Genomic DNA, 23,268 nt, shown 5'->3' with positions numbered 1-23,268 from the left:
ATCCACAATAAATTATGTATTGTGTGATAATATAGCAACAGAAAATAACAGAGGCGCTGTTAAAGACGGCGCCTCTGTTATTTAACTTATCATCTGTTAAAATTTGTAAGCAACACCAACTCGGAAATCATTGGTTTTGTAAGATGTCTCATATTTATCATTTGAGAATTTCTTTTTCCCAAAATCAGAGTAACGATATTCCGCACGGACAATAACGTTATTGGTCATTGCTAAATCAACACCAGCACCCAGAGTGTAACCAACAAGGGTCTTTGTTTCATCAGACAAGGTACCAGAAGCTATTACTTTGTCTGAATCTTTGCCTGTTATTGAAATCAATGCAGTATCTTGAAGCTGGGTATAAGCGATACCACCAGCAACATAAGGCATAATGCGTTCAGCTGCAAAACCAATACGTACACGTGTCGCACCAGCCCACTTTTCTTTAAAAGTGAAACTGTGGGTTCGTTTAGCACCAGGTTCAAGCGCATCTTTACCAATATTAATTCCAGATTCTGTTAATATCTTCTTAATATAATTTATGTGATTTGGAGCAATAACATATGTGTTTCCTGTCTTCGTATCATCTTTATTAGACCACATGATATCTGTATCAACACCTAGAATAAGGCCATTACCAAGATCAACGTTGGAACCTGCATAAAGACCACCCATGAAACCAGATAGTTTAGGCAAAAGGTCATCAGGTACTGGAATCTTTTTTCCATTACTGAGAATATCCATTTTCGTTTTACCCGAAAAACCACCAATCTGGCCCCCAACATAAAAACCTGTCCAAGAAAAAGTTGGAGCAACAATAACGGGAGCAACAGGTGTTGGACTTGGGGGAACAATAACATCTGCTGCTTGTGCTGCTGAAGCTGAAACAAAAGCGAAAGCAGAAGCTGTTACTAACCATTTCATATTCATATTTTCTCTCCATAGCTGAATATTTATTTGAACACACCATTTCATATAGAGCCCCATCTTCAGATATCTGTAGCAAAAATGATACACTTATAAAAAAAACAAAAAGCCAATCAAAGTACCCTTAATTGCTTGATCTGTAATAAATGAGAATAAAACTATGCCCATGCACAAATGATCTCTTTTTCTCACATTTGCTCTCCTTTATAAATTTTGTAAAAAAACTGCGTCACAATACCCTCCGTGTAAAGCGTGTGCTATTGGAATGAAAATACAATATATTGATTTATAATGAAAAAATATTTTTTATATTAATTCGTCTGCAATATTGAAGATGTTCTTATCTTAAGCCTTTTTATATTAAAGAAACCAAAACCATCCCCCTGCACCTCACAAACGAGCAAGTGTGTGAATAGCTCTTTGATTGTTTTTTCTTCATTGTAAAGAATGCTTATACCGCATAAAACAAGATCTCCACTACCCCATGGACTGCAACAAGATTACATGCAATTTCATTACACTTGCTCTTTGTTTTTAATTTAGGCATTTATGCCTTTTTGACATACTTACCATTTTTTTCTTCTCTCAACCTTATAGTAAATCTTTTCAGAGCTTCAGCCTTATTTGTAGGATATCATTTCATACTCCTTTACAAGACTAAATTGAAAAAAATGCCTAAAGACAGACAACCGGTATGATAAACATTAAAACTTATATAGAAATCTCCTTAAAGCTGAAAAAACGAGAAATCTTTCTTAAAGTTTTCACACCACACCTTGCTTTAAAAATCATGAATTTGGCAGAAAAAATATCTGATATTTTGAATCATAGACAAATGAATATTTTATAAACTGTAGTCGAAGCATACCATCAAAGATCAAAAGTTTAACATTTTTGTTGCTTCACTCGATTTTGATGAAGTATCCTCTCAGATCCTCTCTGCAAACAGCTTAGTTTCTTGTCAAGAGGATTTTTCTTAACTCCTTACTTATGTGATTCACTTAACTAAAGGCTCTCTGGACAAGCCCTACTCTAAAAACACTTATCAAGGAGTTTTATATGCGCTGTATAGTCACGCTTAAATGACAGTATTTACAGTATAACAGCGTAACCCAAAATCGGGAGGTTATATTTATCCAAACCCATGAATTTTGTAACGAGCGATTGCCATTATACAGAGTATTCTTGCACCGAAATCCACCTCCCCATATCTTTTCCAAATAGTACTCTTCACCCCCTCCGTACACAATTATAATACCCTTTGCGAACAACTGCTCCTCCACTTTTCAAATGATAAAAAATATCTCCTCTCTTCAATTCCCGATCATACGTTAGACCTCTTGATGTTGTTTTCTTACTTTTTAATAACTCATTGGACTTCGTCTAAATAAATCTGGTCGTCTTCCTTTCCTTAATCCTTTTTTAGGCTTTTGAAATCTTTTTTTACCAGAATATGATACAGGTACTAACTCAGCTGCTGTTATGCATTGGTTGTTATGCGTGCAAGAAAGTTCCATTTGAACAACTTCAGAGAAGATCTTGCTCAACTGTTCACTAGAAAAAAGATCTCTAGGAGGAACAAGAGAAGGTATACCCTCTATTAACTTTTGAGAAGACAAGAAAGAAGCACCCTGAGCTACAGAGATTGAAGCAAACGTAGCAAAAGCCGTAATAAAATATTTTATGTTCATAAATTTAACCTCGTATAAATATCCATAATGGATTTTATCTAGTGTCTTCATTGCAAATTTCCAGAAAAAATAGCATGTTTATAGATAAAAAGTGAGAATCCTCAAAAAACAAGGCTTTGAAGCATTTTAATTTTAAAATAAATGCAAATTGCCCCACTTTACAAACATAGAAATCACTTGTTTGGCAATGCATAAAAGCACAAAATATCGTCTGGGGAGAATAAACTACACAAATGTCATATCAACATATTGATTTATAAATCCCCCCTATTGAATGAGCGCTCTCAGTATCATAAGATTATCTTATTTTAAATTCGCTCATTATACATTAAGCAAAATTATTCGCTTACATGTCATAAATGAGGTTGATATATGGATAAGACTCTTGAAAAAAGGAGTTTTATCTTATAAAGTCATTTAAACGCAAAAGTTACTATAACATTTTAACTTGGTAAAAGCATATTCCTTGCTAACTTGTTTCTAGGTCACTTTCTAGGTGTCGTTCTTTGCATTGTTCAGTATAATCGTGGTTATCTTTATATATTAATCATATAATATATTGATTTATAATGATAATATAGCGTTGTCCATATTAAATTAGAACTCCGAATACCATAAAACCCTTTCATTCCAAATCTTCCTCATGTTTAATCAACCAAAACCATTTGTTTGTACATTACAAGTGGGGAAGCCTATGTGGAGTGAAACTGTACAATAAAGGACTAAAAATGCCTTTTATGAAACGTCTCCAGTGCCAAGGGTTGTCGCAAAATTGGGTGTTGGCAAAATGTGTGATAGTAGCGGCTTGTTAACTCTATAAGCGTAAGATGGTAGTGTTCAATAGATTTTATATTGGTATTGGAGGCTTTATCGTTATATCTTTTATGAGCACCGCCGTAAAATGAACTTGGGTGTCTGTTTCTTTACAAAAAGTACATGAATTAGCAACACAAATATATTCCGTTTAGGGCGTTCTGTTTTACATGAAGAACGTAAATCCATTAAAAAAGCATGAGGCAATGCGTAATCTCTATTATTTAACAGACATCGCTTTAAATACTTTTGAAAGTCGTAAAGCAGAATTAAAAATGATGGTAAAGATGAGAGGATAAAATGCCCATAATGTACAAGCATTTTGTCCTCTCACATCAATAATTAACTCCATTTAAAAGCCAATTTTAAAGTTAGCTATGCGCAAAAATATCAACTTCCGCCCATCCTAAAAGATCAAGCCTAGCTCTCATAGGCAAAAATTGAAAGCATGCCTTGGCAACATTTTCTCGCTCTTCACGTCTTAAACGTTCTTCAAATATAACCTTTAAACGATGCAAATATAACACATCCGACGCAGCATATTCAATTTGTGCCTGTGATAACGTTTCTGCCGCCCAATCCGAAGATTGTTGCTGTTTAGAAATATTCACATTCAGCAATTCATTACAAATTTCTTTCAAGCCATGACGATCCGTATAAGTGCGCGTGAGTTTCGAAGCAATCTTTGTACAAAAAATAGCCTCTGGCATAACACCAAATGTATGTGCTAAAATAGCAAGATCAAAACGCCCAAAATGGAATATTTTTACGACTGCTTTATCTTCAAGAAGCTTGACCAAATTAGGTGCATTCTTTTGTCCTTTAGCAATCTGTATAATATCAGCAGTACCATCTCCAGAAGAAAGCTGAACAACGCATAAACGATCACGATGGGGTTGTAATCCTAAAGTTTCAGTATCAATCGCAACAGCATCAGTTTGATAATTATCTAAGTTTGGTAAATCACCTTGATGAACGCGAATCTCAGCCATTTACCCTCCTACTTGCTAAAGCAGCAAGAATACGCGCCCAAGACCGCTGCCCCTTATGAAACGATTTTAAATTATACTTTTCATTAGGAGAATGAATACGGTCATCAGCCAGTCCAAAACCAACCAAAAGAGTTTCCATACCAAGAATTGACCGAAAATCTGCTACAATTGGGATCGAGCCCCCCATGGCTGTCAAGACAGCAGGCACTTCCCACTCTTGTGATAAGGCATCCTTCGCCTCCTTGATAAAAGATGAATCATCAGAAATCTGAAGTGCCGGAGAAGAACCGTGATTCTTAAATTCAACCTTACAATCAGCAGGAATTGAGCTACGTACATAATCACGCAACGCTTGGCGTATTTTCTCTGGATCTTGCTTATGCACCAAACGACACGATACTTTTGCACTCGCTTGAGAAGCAATAACTGTTTTCATCCCTTCCCCTTCATAGCCGCCACTAATACCATTAATTTCCATGGTAGGACGTGCCCATACAAGCTCTAAAATGCTCCGCCCTTTTTCACCAGCTGGAACGGAAAGTCCTATAGGACCAAGAAAATTTTCAGCAGTACAATTAAGTGCATTCCATGATTGTAAAATCTGTGGAGGTGTTTCTTCTACGCCATCATAAAAACCAGGAAGTGTTGCCCTATTATTTTCATCGTGAAGTCCTGCTAAGATTTTCGTTAAAATACGAATGGGGTTAGCTGCTACTCCTCCAAAATAACCAGAATGCAAATCACGATTCGCTGCTGTGATAATAATCTCTTCTGCCATAATTCCCCGAAGAGAAAGAGCAATAGATGGTGTATCCGCATCCCACATTGACGTGTCACAAACTAATGCATAATCTGCCTTAAGTTCATCTGTATTTGCTTTTAAAAAAGGAATAAGGGAAGGAGAAGCACATTCTTCTTCTCCCTCAAATAAAACAGTAACTTTAATAGGAAGCTGCCCTGTTTCTTTCTTAAATGCACGACATGCTTCAATAAAAGTCATCAACTGACCTTTGTCATCTGAAGCTCCACGAGCACAAATAACTTTCTCTCCATCTCTCTCTTTTAAAGAAGGCGTAAATGGATCATCCTCCCATAAACTCAATGGATCAACAGGTTGAACATCATAATGTCCGTAAAACAACACATGCAAACAATCATCTGAAGGTCCTGGATGATGCCCAACAACCATTGGATGCCCCGGCGTATCACGGCGTGAAGCCTCAAAACCGATGCTTTTTAAATCCTCTACTAACCAATCAGCTGCTTTACGACATGCATCCTTGTAAGCCGAGTCTGTAGAAATCGATTGAAAACGTAAAAGAGAAAAAAGGCGTTCAAGGCTCTTCTCTATATTTCCATCAAGATGTGTTAGTACTTTATTCAGCATAAAAAAACCTTTCAAGCCTTGTGTAATTATATTATAGATGCGATGACTTTAAGCCTCTTGTAAGATTTTGCAAGACACCTTATTCATTTTTGACATTGTGAGCAGTAAAAACTTGAACGTCCAGCCTGTAAAATGCGCATAATAGGCGCTCCACATTCCAAACATTGCTTGCCTTCTCGTCCATAAACTGAAAAAGTATGCTGAAAATAACCAAGCGAACCATCTATATGCATATAATCACGTAAAGAAGAGCCACCAGACAAAATGGCTTCAGAAATCACATTGCATATATTTTGTGCTAAAGAATCTGCAAATTCACGTGCACGTGCCGTTTTTGATGCCAATGTAAATGCACCACGTTGTGGAGACAAACGACTCCGCCAAAGTGCTTCGCAAACATAAATATTCCCAAGACCTGCAACAATAGACTGATCAAGTAAAACACCCTTGAGAGACATTTTTTTATTAACAAAAGCCTTTTGTAAATAACGACCAGAAAACGAATTACTCATAGGTTCAAGACCTAGCTTATTTAAAAGTGGATGTTCATAAAGCTTATCCGTATCGACTAAAAGCATAAACCCAAAGCGACGCACATCATTATAAATAAGACGATAAACGTCACCATTCTTTGTCTGAATCTCCATGACAAAATGATCATGTTTAACTAATTTACTTGACGCTAAACAAGCTTTTCTTAAAAAATCATTCTCTATACGCCATGAACCAGACATTCCTAAATGGCTTAAAATCGTTTCATCCTGAGAAAGATGAAATAATAAATATTTCGCACGCCGGCCAAGTTCTATAATTGTTCTGCCAATAAGGCGCTCAGAAAAAGCCTCAGGAAAAGGAAAGCGCAAATCTCTACGATTAAGTTTGACAGATACTATCTTTGCATCAGTTACAACGGACTCAAGTCCACGACGAACTGTCTCTACTTCAGGAAGCTCAGGCATTACTCTTCTTTAATAATTATACACTTTCCAATCGTATCTCTGATAAATTGACTTCTTCCCACCCCTCAAAGAACGAAGACTTCCTCTACATCTACTAAACAAATTCTTGATGAGTGGATTTTACTTGGATTCCTACTCATGTGAGTCATTTAACTAAAGGCTTTATGGCCAAACCCTGCCTTGAATATATACCACACACTCTAAAATACTTAACGTATCAATGAGGCTTACATCCCACCCCACCTCAAATGACCGTGTTTTATGGTAACAAAATTAAGCCCATTCACCCTTACGAAATACAGGAACTCTTACACCATCTTGGGTAATGCCATCTATGTCAATTTCACCAGAACCAATCATCCAGTCAATATGAATGACACTTTTATTCCCACCACGTGCTGCAATCTCTTCTGACGTCAATGATGCCCCATCTAAAAAGCATTTGGAATAACACTGCCCTAAAGCAATATGACATGCAGCATTTTCATCAAATAAGGTATTATAAAAAAGGAAGCCACTCTTAGAAATTGGTGAAGAATGGGGCACAAGGGCAACTTCGCCCAACCGGCTTGCACCCTCATCACTTTGCAAAACCTGCTGTAAAACTTCTTGGCCTGTTGATGCACGAGCCTCAACAATACGCCCTGCTTCAAAACGTACTTCAATATTATCAACCAGAGTTCCTTGATAGGAAAGGGGCTTTGTTGAGCGAACGAAACCTTCAACCTTATGAGCATGAGGAGTCGTGAAAACTTCTTCTGTCGGAATATTCGGATTGCAAATAACACCATTTTGAGCAACGGATGCACCACCATGCCATTCATGATCATCTGCCAAACCAACAGTTAAATCAGTCCCTGTCCCTGTAAAGTGTAAGGCAGAAAAACGCTGCTCATTAAGCCAAGATGATCGTTTCTTTAAATTCTCGTTATGGACAGTCCACGCCTGCACCGGATCTTCTCCTGTAACACGTGAAGCAGAAAAAATTGCATCGGCTAATTTTTTAATCGCCTCATTAAGTGGTAAAGAAGGAAACATTGCCTCAGCCCATCCTGCTGTTGGATAAGCAACAATCGACCAATTCATAGCAAAATTTGATATTTGCTTGAGTGCCGGCTGGTAAGCTATTGAAGTGGCTTTATTTAAACGTGAAACCTTATCAAAATCCTGATTGGAAAGGAGCAAAGGATTATCACCAACAATCGCTAAACGCGCTGCCCCATTTTCAAAAGCCTTTGCCATTCCCTCATAAAGCCAAGAAGGGGCACAATCAAAACTAGTTGTATGGGCATTTTCAAACCGTGTAAGCGATAACATATCATCACTAAAAATTGGTGTAATGACACCAGCACCAACCTTATAAGCATGATATGCAATACGCCGAACAAAAGGTAACGCTGAAACTGGAGCAGTTAAAACAAGATCCTGCCCCTCTTGTAAATTCAACCCCACTTTCACTGTAATTTCTGCAAGACGATTAAGCATTTCAGGCGAAATTGTCTCATGAATATCAAAGTACATTACCAATACCCTTCTTTAAATAGAATGCGTTCTTTATGTCGTCATATTATAAATTGTTTTTCAGATCCTTTGAGTTCGCTTTCTCTACGTATATTTATGCGTATAATTATCGCTAAAATTCACTTAATTCATAAACCGCAATGGGTATATCATCCTTCTTTGGTCATGAAAAACTTACTAGTTCCTGTGTCGTTTTTCTAACATTGCAACAATTGCATTTAACTGATCAGATGAAGGTAAAGCCATAATCGTTTTATTTTCCTCTTTCCTAGCTAGATGTTGAGGTGCATAGGCAGGAATAGGAACTTTATCAAGCTGTACCATAGCAAAAGGAGCAGGATGTGCCGTCTTGGACTGTGCTACTTCTGTCAAAGGAGATGTACTTTTCTCTGCCTTTACTCCCCTACTCTCTAAGCCTTCATCTATAAAGCTTGGCGCATGACCAGAACGTTCTTGAGCAAAAGCATAAGCAACATCATAAGGGCGATTATTTGTAGGAACTTGAAGTTCTCCATCACGTGATCGTTTTTCATAAAAAGCATTTCCCCCTGCAACCTGAACATAATGCATGTTTTTATACGGAAAAGACAAACCAGCGGTATGAAAAAACTTAGCGTGTTTAACTTTCTTATCTCGTTCACCCCGTAAAACGGCATCAGCCGCCTCTCTTACACGAGCAACAGATGCTTTCTCCGTCATAGGACGCGTTAAAACACCAGGAGCAAATTGCCTATATTGACCAACAACACCACAAATCGTCTTAGGATAGGCGGTTGAATTAACACGATTCATAACAACCGTTCCAACGGCAATCATTCCTTCACGGCTTGTGCGATTTGATTCAAAATACATCGCTCGCATAAGACATTGACGCTCTGTCAATGGATATGTAACCGTTTTTGTCTTATTATTATCTACTTTTCCAGCATCTAAATGACTTGAAGCACATCCCACAACAACTAACGGCGCTACACAACAGGTAACAAAAACATTCCAACGATTTTTTTTCATCTTATGCAACACATTCCTATAATCTCTGAGATATTCAAGTCTTGAAATGAGCTTTAAATGTATCTCTCAATAAAGTACATAGCTAATTGTTACCACTCAGTAAAATTTTAATACAAGAGGTAATCAAAAAGTATCTATGCAAAATAAAAAATAAAAAACTATTAATTTGCGGATCGATATTGTTATTCTTCATGGCTCAATATAGGCTATAATAACCCACACGTTTCAATTACAATAAAGTAACACTATCCACTTCTTCTACATACGAAAAAATAATACAGATATCCCCTTTAATATAAAATTTTAACAAAATGATCTGAAAGGAAATCCCCTAGAAAACTCCCCTCCTGCCACAATACGAGTGATGATATCATCCAATATACAAATATGTCAAACCAAGAGTTAACAATCTGCCATGCTTCTCTGAAAAAACTCTTTGTTGCTTCTTTGTGCTTTTCCATAGATGGTTATCTTATTCTTTCTATAGCTGCACTATAAGAGAATACTCATATATCTACAAACTGATTTTATATATATAAGAGAAATTTTAATCTATTTTATTCTCACCTACCCCAACTTTATAAGTAAGGTCATCGCGAGGACGATCAGAGGACATATGGTAACCCGTTATGATATAATGCAGCATTTCAGCAATATTAGTAACATGATCACCAATTCGTTCAATATTCTTTAAACAAAACAGTAAGTGCGTACAAACCGTAATATTGCGCATATCTTCCATCATATACGTCAAAAGTTCACGAAAAAGAGAAGTATACAAAGCATCAATCTTCTCATCACGCTCACGCACCGCGTCAACACGCTCTAATAGGCGACTCGTATAAGCATTTAAGACTTCTTTTAATTGATTGAGTGCTAAAGCTGTAATTGTTTCAAGCCCATGATAAACAGAAGCAGATTGACGTATTTCTGAAAGTGCAACAGTCCTTTTAGCAATGTTTTTTGCCATATCCCCAATCCGTTCAAGATCAGAAGAAATACGAATGGCTCCAATAATTTCACGCAAATCGACAGCCATCGGTTGGCGTTTGCAAATAATAGCAACCGCTTTTTCATCAATGTCACGTTCTGCTTCATCTAAAAACACATCATCGGCAATCACTGTCGTTGCAAGTTGAAGATCACTACACACAACCGATGCGACAGAACGTTCAATCATCCTTTCTGCATGGCTCCCCATTTCTGTAATCCTTACTCTTAAATATTTTAGTTCTGCATCATAAGAACGGACAGTATGTTTCATAGACATATCTTACACTCCTCAATTCACCTATCCAAAACGCCCCGTAATATAATCTTGCGTCCGTTGCTCTTTTGGTGAGGTAAAGATCATTTCAGTCGCACCAACTTCTACCAAATGCCCTAAATGAAACATAGCCGTATATTGAGAAACACGTGCGGCCTGTTGCATGGAATGCGTTACGATAACAATTGTATAATTTTGCCGTAACGCATCGATAAGCTCTTCAATCCGTGCTGTCGCAATGGGATCAAGAGCTGAACATGGCTCATCCATCAAAATAACTTCAGGACTAACCGCAATAGCACGTGCAATACACAAACGCTGTTGTTGTCCCCCTGATAAACTTGTTCCAAGATCATGAAGGCGGTCTTTTACTTCTTCAAACAAACCTGCCTGCCTCAAACTCTTTTCAACGACATCATGCAATTCAGAGCGTGTTTTAACTAAACCATGAATGCGTGGACCATACGCAACATTCTCAAATATAGATTTTGGAAAAGGGCTGGGCTTTTGAAAAACCATTCCAACACGAGCGCGCAATTCTACAACATCAATCCGTGTGTCATAAATATTTTCCCCATCTAAGGTAATAAGACCAGTTGTTTTAGCGCCTTCAATTGTATCATTCATACGGTTAAAACAACGCAAAAAAGTTGACTTTCCGCATCCTGATGGACCAATCAAAGCAGTTACTTGATGTTCAGGAATATCAAGTGTAATACCGTGGAGTGCTTCTTTATCTCCGTAAGAAACCTTCACATCCTGACCGCGCATTTTAATCTTCATTACAAAAATTCACCTTACAAAAATCTTATCAAAGCTGTTATTTTATTAAAATTACTGGCGGCGTTCAAATCGTCGACGTAAAAAAACCGCAGAAATATTCATGATCGCAAGAAAAATCATCAATACAATAATAGCACCTGATGTCTTTTCAACAAAAGCACGCTCTGCTTCACCCGCCCACATAAAAATTTGAACAGGCAAAGCCGTTGCTGGATCCATGGGGGTCGTAGGAATATTAACAACAAAAGCAACCATTCCAATCAAAAGCAAAGGAGCTGTTTCACCCAAAGCCTGAGCGACTCCAATAATTGTGCCTGTCAAAATGCCAGGCGCAGCTAAAGGAACAACATGATGAAAAATCATTTGTGTTTTTGATGCTCCCAACCCCAAAGCTGCTGCACGAATAGAGAGAGGAACAGCACGCAGAGCAGAACGTGTTGCAATAATGATCGTGGGAAGAGTCATGAGCGCTAAAACAAGACCACCAACAAAAGAGGCTGAACGTGGTAATCCTAAAAAATTAACAAAAAAAGAGAGTCCTAAAAGACCAAACACAATTGAAGGAACAGCTGCAAGATTATTGATATTAACCTCTATAAAATCTGTAAATTTATTTTTGCGTGCATATTCTTCTAAATAAAGAGCCGTTGCTATACCTATTGGAAGTGAAACTAATAAAACGATGCCTATCATATAAAGAGAACCAATGATCGCAACACCTAATCCCGCAGTCTCAGGACGACTTGAAGCGCCAAATGTAAAAAAACCAATATTAAATGTTTTATAAAGCGTACCATCATGCGCTAAACGCTTTATCCATTCTATTTGTCGATTAGAAACTTTACGGTTTTTTTCTGCTACACGCAAATCAATCTGTCCCTTATAAGCAGAATCAATATCCGCAGATGCCAAAACTTTAACTTTTTGCATTGTGCCAATCAGTTTTGGATTTTTTGTCACCATTTCACGCAGTTGAACACGGACACCATTCGAAAACATACGGTTAACGTCTCGAAGAGAGGCTCGATCATTTTGATTGATATTAAGTTTCTTTGCTAAAGCATTGCGTACAAGAAGTGGATAATTCGCCGTCATGAGCACTTGTGGTTTTGTTTTACGTTGACCACTTGGATCAATGATCTTTTCATCCAAATAAATCGACAATGTCATTTCACTTTGAAAAAAAGCTGTATAACCCTGACTAATGATAGACCATAAAAGCGCAAATAAAAAAAACAAACCAATAAAAATGGCAATCAAACCATAGGCACGAAAACGACGTTCAGCCCAATACCGACGATTGAGACTAATATTGCGACGAGGAAAAAAATCTTCATTCATTCATATTGTTCCCGATATTTACGCACAATATAAAGAGCTAGAATATTCATCAAAAGTGTCATAACAAAGAGCGTCATCCCTAAGGCAAAAGCCACCAGAGTTTGTGGAGAATTAAACTCAAAATCACCGGTCAATTGATTAACAATCTTAACAGTCATCGTAGTCATTGCTTCAAAAGGATTGAGTGTTAAGTTTGCTGCAACACCTGCCGCCAAAACCACAATCATTGTTTCTCCAATTGCACGCGATGCCGTCAACAAAATGGCCCCCATAATCCCTGGAAGCGCTGCTGGTATAACAACTTTTTTAATTGTTTCAGATTGCGTTGCGCCTAAACCATAAGAACCTTCACGTAAAATGCGTGGAACAGCCGTAATAACATCATCCGATAAAGAGGAAACAAAAGGTATCAACATAATTCCCATCACAACTCCAGCGGTCAAAACACTTTGTGCCATAATAAAACTAACCCCGTCTGAGAGAGAAGCAGAAAGATCACGTAAAAATGGTCCCACAACCTTCAAAGCAAAAAAGCCATAAACAATCGTTGGAATGCCAGCAAGAACTTCTAACAATGGTTTTACAATTGCTCGCAATCGCGCAGAAGCATACTCCGCCATATAAAGAGCTGAAAATAGTCCTATAGGTACAGCAAAAAGCATGGCAACAAATGCAATATAAAGCGTACCAGCAAGAAGCGGTATTAAACCAAATTGTCCTACTTCATCGCTGGAACCGCTCGCGGAAAAACGCGGATCCCAAACTGTTCCTAAAAAGAAATTTGAAAAGGATACAGACTGAAAAAAGCTTACTGTCTGAAAAAGCATAGAAAGCGCAATGGCTATTGTTGTCAAGACTGCAACAATAGATGCACAAATCAATCCAATAATAATAAAAGATTCAACCTTATTACGCGCACGTTGATGAGGCGCAATTTGCATCATTCCACAGATAAAACCAAAGGACGCAATAGCAAAAAGGAAAACATAACCTATAAATTTAAGCTTTTCAGAAGAAAATACCCACGACTGTGCTATTTTGAACACATCATCTGATGCTTCATCGGGTAAAATCAATCCCTTCGCGAGTAATTGTGCCTGCACTTCCTTATAGGAAGCGGTAGAAAGATTCCCCTCAAAACGATGAATCTTTTTGACGAGACTTCGAAGTGTCTCCCAAAGTAGATCGTGATTTACAGGCTCTGTTACATGCGCACTATACGCCCCCAGCTCTCGAGAAGCATTATATTCTAAATAAATTGTACTCCCAGCATCCCAAACAATTAAAAAAATAAAAGCTGGAATAACAGTAATCAAAAATGTCCACCAGCCATAATAATACGCACGAGAATGCATTTTATGTTGTCTGTATTCAAGAATGCATGCTCGCATATAAGAAATACAAAAGCTACAAAATCCAAAAATCAATAATAGCAAAACAATGAAGGAAATGCGCATTTTATCTTTCAGTTTTTATAAAAAAATAGCACCCAAATTTCCTATCTCAGAAATCCAACAAATTTTCCCTGCAAATTATTTCAATGTCATTACTCGACCAGCAGAAAAATCAGAACGCTGTGCTTGACGTTCCTTTTCAGGAGAAACAATCAAACCATATTCAGCCAAAGGACCCTCTGGACCAATCATTTGATCAGAAAGAAAAAAATCAACATACTCTCGCAAACCTGAAATAATACCTAAATGTGCTTTCTTAATATAGAAAAAAAGCGGACGAGAAACTGGATATTGTCCACTAGAAATCGTCTCAACTGTTGGCGCAAAACCGTTAATATCGGCAACCTTTAGCCTATCAGCATTATTTTGATAAAACGACAAACCAAAAATACCAACCCCTGTTTTATTAGAAGTTAGACGCGCAAATGTTTCAGAATAATCACCATCAATATCAACCGCTTTTCCATCCTTACGTACCGCAATACAAGCAGTGTGTATCTCCTTATCATCCATTCCTAAAGACTTCATCACCTCAACTGCCCCACTCTCTTTACACCCCTTAGTAAGTAATTTTTCCTCAAAAACTTCACGTGTCCCATGCTTCTCTCCAGGAATATACGCTGCTATCGTCCAATCAGGAAGAGCACTATTAACTGCACTCCATTTCAAAACATTATTCGGTTGCAACTTTCCGTCTATAATAATTCGAGCAGCAAGGGCTTTATAAACATCTACTGGCTGTAATTTCCAATCAGGCCCCTTAATATCAGTTGCAAAAACAATGCCATCATACCCAATACGTATTTCCTCAACATCTTTTACACCAGCATCAAAACAAGACTGTAATTCACTCGGTTTCATTGCTCGCGAAGCATTAACAATATCAACAGTGTTCTCCCCAATACCACGGCAGAATTCCTTAATACCAGCTCCTGTTCCTCCCGATTCGATAACAGGAACCTTAAAATGGGGATAAATTTCTCCAAATGTTTCAGCAACAATCTTTTGATAAGGTAAAACTGTAGATGAACCAGTAATCTGTATTTGATCGCGCGCATTGCCTCCATTTGCTGACAGCAGTAGCGCAAAAATCAATCCCACTCCAATTGATAATACTTTGTTCATCTATAAACTCCCTAAAAATTGAAAACAAAGCCTCTTAATTTATATCATACGGTCATTCTAGTTCACATTTGCAACATAACAAATATAAAAAACAACATGGATCATTTTTTTAAAACCATGTTTTTGTCCTCTGTCAAATAAATTCATTTGAACGCTTGAACTCAATAACATCCCAAAACAAATGAGCAACATCTATACCGCAGAAGCGTTTAATTTCACGAATTCCCGTAGGAGACGTCACATTAATTTCTGTTATATAATCTCCAATCACATCAATCCCCACAAAAAGAAGACCGCGTTCCTTTAATGCTGGACCAATGCGTTCACAAATTTCATAATCACGTTTTGTTAACTCCACATTTTCCGCGCGACCTCCAACATGCATATTAGAGCGCACATCTGTTTCTGTCGGAATTCGATTAATAGCTCCAACAGGTGTACCATCAAGCAAAATAATCCTTTTATCTCCTTTTCGTACTGCCTCTAAATAGCGCTGAACAATAAAAGGTTCGTGATAAATTTCTGCAAATATTTCCAACAATGATGCTAAATTGCGATCATCTTGTTTTAAATAAAAAATACCAGCGCCCCCATTTCCATAAAGTGGTTTAACAATAATATCGCCAAATGTCTCTCTAAAAGCTGTTATTTCTTCAATATCTTTGGTAATTAATGTTTCTGGCATCAGATCAGAAAATTCAGTAACAAAAATTTTTTCTGGACTGTTGCGTACCCATGCCGGATCATTCACAACGAGTGTTTTAGGATGAATACGTTCTAACAAATGAGTTGTTGTGATATAATTGAGATTAAAAGGTGGATCTTGGCGTAAAAGAACCACATCCATATCTGTTAATTCCGTACGAACAGGCTTTTCTAATCGATAGTGGCTTCCCTCTTTATCATGTACAATCAATGGCTCTAGTCGTGCAATCACACAACCATCGTATAGAGATAAACGATCTGGTGTATAATGGAAGAGAGAGTGTCCACGTTCTTGGGCTGCTAAAGCGAGTGCAAATGTCGTATCTCCTTGAATCCGAACTGTTGAAATATGATCCATCTGAATGGCAATTTTCATAAATAAATCCTCTCTATCCTAAAAGCAGACTGGTCTATGCATCATAAACTTAGTAAACAATAAAAGAACTATGACAAGAGAAAATTTATGACACAAGAAACAGATATAAAATTAAACAACAAAGAAATCGAACGCTATGCACGCCACATCATTTTGCCTGAAATTGGTGGTGCAGGGCAACAAAAGCTAAAAAAAGCACGTGTTCTTGTTGTAGGCGCTGGTGGTCTTGGTGCTCCTGTCTTAACCTATTTGGCTGCCGCAGGTGTTGGAACTCTTGGAATTGTCGATAACGACATCGTTTCACTTTCCAATTTACAACGCCAAGTTATTCATAAAACAAATGCAATCAAAAAAAGTAAAACAGACAGTGCTGAAACCACTATAAAAGCAATAAATCCCCATGTTATAGTTGAAAAACACACCCTACGCTTAGACAAAAGTAATGTGGATAAACTGCTCAATGCTTACCACATCATTGTTGATGGAAGTGATAATTTTACGACACGCTATCTTCTTGCTGATCACGCTGCCCAATGTAAAAAACCTTTAATAAGTGGTGCTGTAGAACGTTTTAATGGCTCATTAACCGTCCTTATGCCATATAAAGACAATAATCCTCACTATCGCGATTTATTCCCCACCTCTCCAGCTCACGGGACTATCCCAACATGCGCTGAAACTGGAATCATCGGTGTTTTACCTGGCGTTATTGGAACCCTACAAGCAATGGAAGTTATTAAAATGATCACAAACATCGGAGAGCCATTAGTAGGAAAGATTCTTCTCTATAATGGATTATTAGCGCAATTTAATATTATTACTTATAAACGCTCAAATTATAAAGAAAATACCATAGTTATTAAGGAGCTTGGAGAATCATGATTATGTCCTCTCTTCCACTAATTTTTAGCACTCTCGCAATATGTATTGAAATACTAATTATTTTATCGCAAGTCATCGAAACATTGTAACCAATGAAACCTATTAAATTTATCACAAATATGGCAAACCTTTTGTGAAAAAATAATTCTCTATAATGGATTATCATCATAATTTCATGTCATCGTCTATAAATGGACAGAGACTCGTGGGAACGTAGCTGCTATCAGTATTCTTGTGTAAAAAATTTTCGACGTAGATAAAAATACAATCAGCAGAACTCTATTCAACTATTTTACTATTCACACATAAAAATTGTTTCACATGAAAGTGCTTACTTCAAACCATAACCTATAAATAAATAATCTAAGTTATATTTTAGTGATCGATACTATAAAAGGTCAATGATCTGTCCATACATCTCTAACCTCAAGAGAAAACGTCTATTCATCAAGCATCATAAAATGCAGCTTAGGATTATTGCACGTATAAGAACAATCAATTATCTCTGTTCATAAGAAAAATACATGGGAATTGATGTAAAAGTACATAGGGATTGATGTGTATAGAAGGATTGAGATAAACTTCATGGAGAGCTTTAATTACATAATTATTGCATTCAGAAGCAGAAAGCTGCGGCTCATGAATTGATAATCCTTCAGCAATAATTTCACAGACAAGTATATGTAGAAAAAGTGAAGCACACAAATCTTGAAAACCAATCCGCAGATGACAGCGTAAAGAGTGCATTTTTATATAAGAGCTCTTTAAAATAAGCGAGTCAATATGCAATGTTAAATGTGTTCTGTTTTGCGTGAGGGGCGTTCCCCCTAACAAAACATCAATAAGAGCTCTTTTTATAAAACTATGAAACTAAAATTACAAAAAAATCAGACTTCTTTCTAAAGTTAACATCTATGGTATAAGTTAATTTGGCTCGTTCGCTTTATTATTATCCATTGGTAAAGGAACAGGATGATCGGATAAACTGCGTAAATAAAGCAAAAGATCGGCACGATCTTGGTCATTTTTAATTCCACGAAAAGACATAATAGTCCCAGGAAAAGCTTCACGTGGAGAACGTAGATAACGATCCAAAGTGATAAAATCCCATTTTTGATCAGAATGAGCACGCAATGCCCGTGAATAAGTAAAACCTGCTGCTGATGCCAAAGGGCGGTCAACAATCTTCCAGAGAACTGGACCAACACGCCCTGCTTCATTGCGTCCAGAAGTATGGCATATGGCACATTGGCGAAAAATTTTACGGCCATTTTCAAAATTGCCTTGTTGAAGGCGGCTATTTAGTGATAGGGAAACATCAGGTGCTTTTTGTTTTTCTTGAAATATATCATTCTTGGCAACTGTATGATGATATTGGACTGATGTAGGATGATCGTAAACTATATTGCTGAGTGTGAAAATCCCCACAATAGCAACCAGCACACATAAACAAGCACAAATAAAATAAATAAATATCGGGCGATTCATAAAAACTCAAATGTTCACGGTTTCATTACAATTTTTAGTTTAAGCTTTTTCTTTATAACACACAATATCATAAATGCATCACAAATGACATTGGGAATCTTACAATGGCTCTTGAACCAATTATTCTTATTCCTGCCCGTATGGGCTCAACCCGTCTTCCTCAAAAAGCTCTCGCTGAAATTGGCGGAAAACCGATGATTGTTCATGTCGCAGAACAAGCCAAAAAAGCTGGAATAGGACGTACAATCGTTGCAACAGATCATAATGATATCGCTAAAGCTGTTGCAGATTATGGGCATGAATATATCATAACACGAGGTGATCATAAGTCTGGATCTGATCGTATTTATGAAGCTTTAGTGCGCATTGATCCTGAACAACGCTACAACGCCATTTTAAATATACAAGGTGACCTACCAACAATCATGCCTCGTGAAATCATTCGTGCACTACGCCCTTTAGAAAATAGCTTTACTGATATTGCAACCTTGGGTGCTCAAATCATTGAAGAAAATGAAACAAGAGATCCCAACGTTGTCAAAATCATTGGTACACCGCTTTCTCAAAATCGCCTTCGTGCTCTTTACTTTACGCGCGCCAAAGCACCTTATGGAGAGGGTCCTCTTTATCACCATATTGGAATATACGCCTATAGGCGCGAAGCACTTGAGAAATTTGTATCATTCAAACCCTCACCACTTGAGAAACGTGAAAAACTTGAACAATTACGTGCATTAGAAAACAATATGCGTATTGATGTGGAAATAGTCGATACAATTCCCTTAGGTGTAGATACACAACATGATCTCGATAGAGTTTGTGAGATTTTAGCATGAAAATACTTAAAAAAACTAATAAAATTTCTTTCCAAGGAGAATACGGCGCTAATTCCCATATTGCTTGCTCCAATATGTTCCCCAATATGGATGCTGTTCCCTCTGCTACTTTCGAAGACGCCCTTAATTTAGTGGAAAGCGGGAAAGCTGATCTTGCTATGATCCCTATTGAAAATACCCTTGCGGGACGCGTTGCAGACATTCATCATCTTTTACCGCAGTCATCTCTTTATATTATTGATGAATATTTTTTACCTATCCATTTTCAACTCATGGTTTTGCCCGGCGTTACACATGACGAAATTAAAACCGTCCACAGCCATACGCATGCCCTTGCACAATGCCGAAAAATCATACGAAACAACGGTTGGAAACCTGTTGTTTCTGCTGACACCGCTGGAGCTGCAAAATTTATTAAAAAAAATGCTAAACGTTCACAGGCTGCCTTAGCACCTTTAATCGCAGCAGAACTCTATGGACTTGATATTCTTGAAAGAGATGTTGAAGATAACCCTCATAATATTACCCGTTTTGTCATCCTTTCACGCTCCAAACGGCATGTCCCCAAACCTCAAAATGGCGAAAAAATCATCACCAGTCTTCTTTTTCGAGTGCGCAATGTCCCCGCTGCTCTCTATAAAGCTATGGGAGGATTTGCAACGAATGGTATCAATATGACAAAATTAGAAAGCTATCAAATTGGTGGAAATTTCAATGCAACACAATTCTTTGTTGATATTGAAGGACATCCTGAAGACCCGATGATGAAACTTGCCTTAGAAGAATTATCTTTCTTTTCTGCAGAACTGCGTATTATCGGTACTTATCCAGCACAAAACGATCGAACATCGTATATATAAAAGCAATTAAGCTGCCATCATTTTTATTGATATCAAAAAACATCATAAAAATTTCATAATGCAACGCATCTTGAAAGGGCTCGTTTTTTCTACTCAACACCCTTCATAAACACTGAAGAAGAAAAAACAGCTCGTAATAGAATATATAAATTATTTTCATAATATTTTCTCACAAATTATATCATGATAAACCGCAATTCAACTCGTATAAAAACCAGTGTAAAAAAACACAGTAACCAAAAATAAAAACGCTTGTACCATCTATTTCCCTTTATATATTCAAAGAGAGCCTCTTGAGAAAAGTCATTTCCTCTGACAATATTCCAATAAAGATAACGAACTTCTAAATTAGCTCTCAAAACAATTCAAATTATTATACATAATAGAGCATTCGAAACTCTTAGATTAATATCATTCTAAACATGGTTTAAAACTAAAAAATGCAACTTAGCCCTGATTTTAGCGTTAAGTTTGAACTTGTATCTTTATAAAAACTGATTTATGATTCACCTCACTTTAGAAAAAAGGAGAGGATAATGAAAAAAGTCTTCACGCGAGGATTATTAGCCGCAAATATTCTCGCCTACTCTAGTGTTGCATTTGCTGGCTTTGGTGAAAAAAAATGGAATTTTGCGCGGGATGAAAGTGTTGTGATCACACCATCCTATACATTCCAGCAAGGAGTTGAATACTCTTGTAATACCTTTAAACCGAAGAAAGTATCCTTTACTTTATCATACTCTGCCCCTTCTGATTTAAACAAATTGAGAATTTTTGTTGATGATGAAAAGAAAATAACCCATGATAAAGAAAAGAAAATCTTTACCCTAAAAAATATAAAATCTCTTCATATAAGTTTTCCTTGGTCAGGACATTATATTTTTAAAAATATTACGAACAAAAAAGTTGTTGGAACAGATTGTGACACAGGAGGTTATGATTAACAATATTTCTATAACATCTAAATTTGAGTAGAGTTATTCTTTTTTTCAGGTGTTTTTTTCAAAATACGGCATGATGAGCTATTAAAACTAATCGCTGAAGAGGTTATTTTTATACTAATATGGCAAACCTTAAGCTGCTCATAAGGTTAGATATTAAATAACTTTTGCGAAAACTAAAAGACTAAACTTAAATTGTTCTGTATTTTCTACTATCAGAGCTATTTTTTTAATAAGAATATAACTTCTATCTTCGCAACTGCTTTATTTTAAGTACTATAAAGCACATCGTACCCAAATCACTTAGATAAACAGAAAAGTAAAATTTGCATCTACAGATGCATTCCTCACTGCACTTTAAGTCATACTCATTCAGCTTTTTATAAAAATTTATCTCGCTTTTCCCTCCTTATTAAAGAATATAATTATTTGAAACTATAAAATGTCGCTTATATCGAATAAGAACCATTTTTATGCTTATAAAATCATTACCCTCTTATTTCTATAGCGTTTAATGTTGCATCTTCTCTTGCTGAGTACAATCCCTTAAAAATATATGAAATCTTTTCTCAAATAATGGAAATTCATATATTGATCCATTTTGTGATGAACATCAATGTTTTTTAATTAAAAGAACAAGCACGCAAAAAAAGAGCGATAACATTTATTTAGTATTTATATTCATATATGTTAAAAGCAAAAATATTACATATTTGATATTCTCATTCACTATAGAAATGAGGTGGGTTTCTTATACGATATTTAAGATATTGACTTATCATTATAAGATTTTGATTTTCTTATACTGAATTAAAACCACAAATAAAGTAAGATTCTCTCATCTTAAATCTCATATTGAAATCAATTAAATTTGTTTCCTTGAAAGTTACAAATGGAAGTGATGTGTGAGTAAAAACGATTAAAAAAGGAATAAAAATGCTTCTTATAAAGCCTCTCAAGTGCAAGAGATCGCAACATTGGGAGTTGTTAAGTAGTATGAGGGCTAAAATTTATACTTTTATTAAGCATAAAGAGGATAGTGCACAATGGATTTATACCTCAAGGGAAGCATATATACTATTTATGAGTGGAGTTTGAAATATAGTTAAGAGTATTGAACAATAGCTCTTTAAAAAGCCTGTGAATGTACAACATTAAATGTATTATGTTTGGGATGTTTTGTATAGATGAGCAACACCATTAAAGCAATATTTTATAATTATTTAAATAGCACTCTTCCCCCTAACTTTCGAATGTTAGCCAATTACATGATCTATCTGCTTTATTTGCCTTTTTTATCGTTGCAAATTTTTAATCATTCAATTTCGTAGTTTTAGAACAGACGTACCTATCTTAAAACTCTTACATGTTTCAGCGAATGAGAATAATTATATATTCAGACTATCTTAAGCGAAAAGATATTTTCATACCAAATAAATATGCAGAGCTACTGCTATAAAAACTAATAAATCCTCAACCTCTTTGTTGTTTATATGTTAATAAATTAAACGCAAAGGAAAATTCTTCGTCTTTCTTAGGATATTTTTCGTTTCTGAGCTTGATTTTTCATTCCAAATCGACAATATGAACTTGGGAGGTTGGTGGTGGACGAACTACTCGCCAACTGGGTCAGGTCTGGAAAGAAGCAGCCCCAACGAGTTCTGGTACGGGTCATCGTTCCAACCTCCTATTTTGCTGAAGAAATTATTTTTATGCTGTCTTTTAGCGAGGTATTTTTAATCTTCAGAGCGGCATTTGTATGCAGCAAATAAAGGGATTTGGTTATTTTAAACAAATTGTCCCATAAATAATTTGATTAAGAAAAAATCCTTTTATATGAGACTACAGTATTGATCTATGCTTTTGTATTATCAAAATGTACGCATAAAAAACTTCGAAGTTGGAAATA

Annotated in this window: 19 protein-coding genes and 1 other RNA gene; 6 read left to right on the top strand and 14 right to left on the bottom strand. The window is 36.5% G+C overall.

Annotated features, from left to right (window positions below):
• Window positions 1-96: 96 nt before the first annotated feature.
• Together ACFIK2_RS01135 and ACFIK2_RS01130 are read right to left on the bottom strand one after the other, a co-directional pair.
• On the bottom strand, window positions 97-930 hold the full coding sequence (locus tag ACFIK2_RS01135; RefSeq protein WP_375676799.1) for an outer membrane protein: 834 nt from the start codon (window positions 928-930) through the stop codon (window positions 97-99).
• Window positions 931-2,288: 1,358 nt separating this feature from the next.
• Window positions 2,289-2,669, bottom strand: coding sequence for a hypothetical protein (locus ACFIK2_RS01130; RefSeq protein WP_375634013.1), 381 nt, complete (start codon window positions 2,667-2,669; stop codon window positions 2,289-2,291).
• A gap of 932 nt (window positions 2,670-3,601) precedes the next feature.
• Here ACFIK2_RS01130 and ACFIK2_RS01125 point away from each other — a divergent pair.
• On the top strand, window positions 3,602-3,730 hold the full coding sequence (locus ACFIK2_RS01125; protein ID WP_375634011.1) for a hypothetical protein: 129 nt from the start codon (window positions 3,602-3,604) through the stop codon (window positions 3,728-3,730).
• Window positions 3,731-3,802: 72 nt separating this feature from the next.
• Here ACFIK2_RS01125 and ACFIK2_RS01120 read toward each other — a convergent pair whose 3' ends face one another.
• From ACFIK2_RS01120 to gshB, 11 genes are all read right to left on the bottom strand, one after another.
• Complete coding sequence (locus ACFIK2_RS01120; protein ID WP_375618019.1) at window positions 3,803-4,423, bottom strand: ribonuclease D; 621 nt, start codon at window positions 4,421-4,423, stop codon at window positions 3,803-3,805.
• Window positions 4,416-5,810, bottom strand: coding sequence for a M20/M25/M40 family metallo-hydrolase (locus tag ACFIK2_RS01115; RefSeq protein ID WP_375611787.1), 1,395 nt, complete (start codon window positions 5,808-5,810; stop codon window positions 4,416-4,418). Before ACFIK2_RS01115 ends, ACFIK2_RS01120 begins: the two co-directional genes overlap by 8 nt.
• Before the next feature lie 83 nt (window positions 5,811-5,893).
• Window positions 5,894-6,769, bottom strand: coding sequence for a bifunctional DNA-formamidopyrimidine glycosylase/DNA-(apurinic or apyrimidinic site) lyase (mutM, locus tag ACFIK2_RS01110; RefSeq protein ID WP_375634008.1), 876 nt, complete (start codon window positions 6,767-6,769; stop codon window positions 5,894-5,896).
• A gap of 273 nt (window positions 6,770-7,042) precedes the next feature.
• Window positions 7,043-8,290, bottom strand: coding sequence for an aminopeptidase (locus tag ACFIK2_RS01105; RefSeq protein ID WP_375634575.1), 1,248 nt, complete (start codon window positions 8,288-8,290; stop codon window positions 7,043-7,045).
• Between the two features lie 177 nt (window positions 8,291-8,467).
• Window positions 8,468-9,301: a cell wall hydrolase gene (locus ACFIK2_RS01100; RefSeq protein WP_375634576.1), complete on the bottom strand. Its 834-nt coding sequence runs from the start codon at window positions 9,299-9,301 to the stop codon at window positions 8,468-8,470.
• A gap of 547 nt (window positions 9,302-9,848) precedes the next feature.
• Complete coding sequence (gene phoU / locus ACFIK2_RS01095; RefSeq protein ID WP_375634577.1) at window positions 9,849-10,571, bottom strand: phosphate signaling complex protein PhoU; 723 nt, start codon at window positions 10,569-10,571, stop codon at window positions 9,849-9,851.
• A 21-nt stretch (window positions 10,572-10,592) separates the two neighbouring features.
• A complete protein-coding gene (gene pstB / locus ACFIK2_RS01090; protein WP_375611792.1) occupies window positions 10,593-11,351 on the bottom strand; it encodes a phosphate ABC transporter ATP-binding protein PstB in 759 nt (252 codons plus the stop codon).
• A gap of 51 nt (window positions 11,352-11,402) precedes the next feature.
• Window positions 11,403-12,692: a phosphate ABC transporter permease PstA gene (gene pstA / locus ACFIK2_RS01085; protein WP_375634578.1), complete on the bottom strand. Its 1,290-nt coding sequence runs from the start codon at window positions 12,690-12,692 to the stop codon at window positions 11,403-11,405.
• The gene (gene pstC, locus ACFIK2_RS01080; RefSeq protein WP_375634579.1) at window positions 12,689-14,149 is read right to left on the bottom strand and encodes a phosphate ABC transporter permease subunit PstC; all 1,461 of its coding nucleotides are present in this window, start codon (window positions 14,147-14,149) and stop codon (window positions 12,689-12,691) included. The genes pstA and pstC overlap by 4 nt, the downstream gene beginning before the upstream one ends.
• Window positions 14,150-14,224: 75 nt before the next feature.
• Window positions 14,225-15,271: a substrate-binding domain-containing protein gene (locus ACFIK2_RS01075; protein ID WP_375627631.1), complete on the bottom strand. Its 1,047-nt coding sequence runs from the start codon at window positions 15,269-15,271 to the stop codon at window positions 14,225-14,227.
• 133 nt (window positions 15,272-15,404) lie between these two features.
• Window positions 15,405-16,352, bottom strand: coding sequence for a glutathione synthase (gshB, locus tag ACFIK2_RS01070; RefSeq protein WP_375634580.1), 948 nt, complete (start codon window positions 16,350-16,352; stop codon window positions 15,405-15,407).
• A gap of 87 nt (window positions 16,353-16,439) precedes the next feature.
• On the opposite strand from gshB, the gene ACFIK2_RS01065 reads away from it, so the two are divergent.
• Complete coding sequence (locus ACFIK2_RS01065; protein WP_375636671.1) at window positions 16,440-17,234, top strand: molybdopterin-synthase adenylyltransferase MoeB; 795 nt, start codon at window positions 16,440-16,442, stop codon at window positions 17,232-17,234.
• A 924-nt stretch (window positions 17,235-18,158) separates the two neighbouring features.
• On the opposite strand, the gene ACFIK2_RS01060 is transcribed toward ACFIK2_RS01065, so the two are convergent.
• Entirely contained in the window at window positions 18,159-18,722 is a 564-nt protein-coding gene (locus ACFIK2_RS01060) for a c-type cytochrome (RefSeq protein WP_375676798.1), read from the bottom strand.
• 104 nt (window positions 18,723-18,826) lie between these two features.
• On the opposite strand from ACFIK2_RS01060, the gene ACFIK2_RS01055 reads away from it, so the two are divergent.
• The 4 genes from ACFIK2_RS01055 to ffs all read left to right on the top strand — a co-directional run bounded on the left by ACFIK2_RS01055 (window position 18,827) and on the right by ffs (window position 23,050).
• Window positions 18,827-19,558, top strand: coding sequence for a 3-deoxy-manno-octulosonate cytidylyltransferase (locus ACFIK2_RS01055; protein WP_375618030.1), 732 nt, complete (start codon window positions 18,827-18,829; stop codon window positions 19,556-19,558).
• On the top strand, window positions 19,555-20,418 hold the full coding sequence (locus ACFIK2_RS01050) for a prephenate dehydratase (RefSeq protein ID WP_273790573.1): 864 nt from the start codon (window positions 19,555-19,557) through the stop codon (window positions 20,416-20,418). The genes ACFIK2_RS01055 and ACFIK2_RS01050 overlap by 4 nt, the downstream gene beginning before the upstream one ends.
• Before the next feature lie 536 nt (window positions 20,419-20,954).
• On the top strand, window positions 20,955-21,362 hold the full coding sequence (locus ACFIK2_RS01045) for a hypothetical protein (RefSeq protein WP_375621204.1): 408 nt from the start codon (window positions 20,955-20,957) through the stop codon (window positions 21,360-21,362).
• Window positions 21,363-22,952: 1,590 nt separating this feature from the next.
• Window positions 22,953-23,050, top strand: an RNA gene (gene ffs, locus ACFIK2_RS01040) — signal recognition particle sRNA small type.
• Window positions 23,051-23,268: the final 218 nt, after the last annotated feature.

This window comes from Bartonella sp. AP88XZML (assembly GCF_042195565.1).
GTDB lineage: Bacteria > Pseudomonadota > Alphaproteobacteria > Rhizobiales > Rhizobiaceae > Bartonella.
The sequence above is the reverse complement of the archived record's forward strand: the minus strand, read 5'-3'. Positions and strand labels throughout refer to the sequence as shown.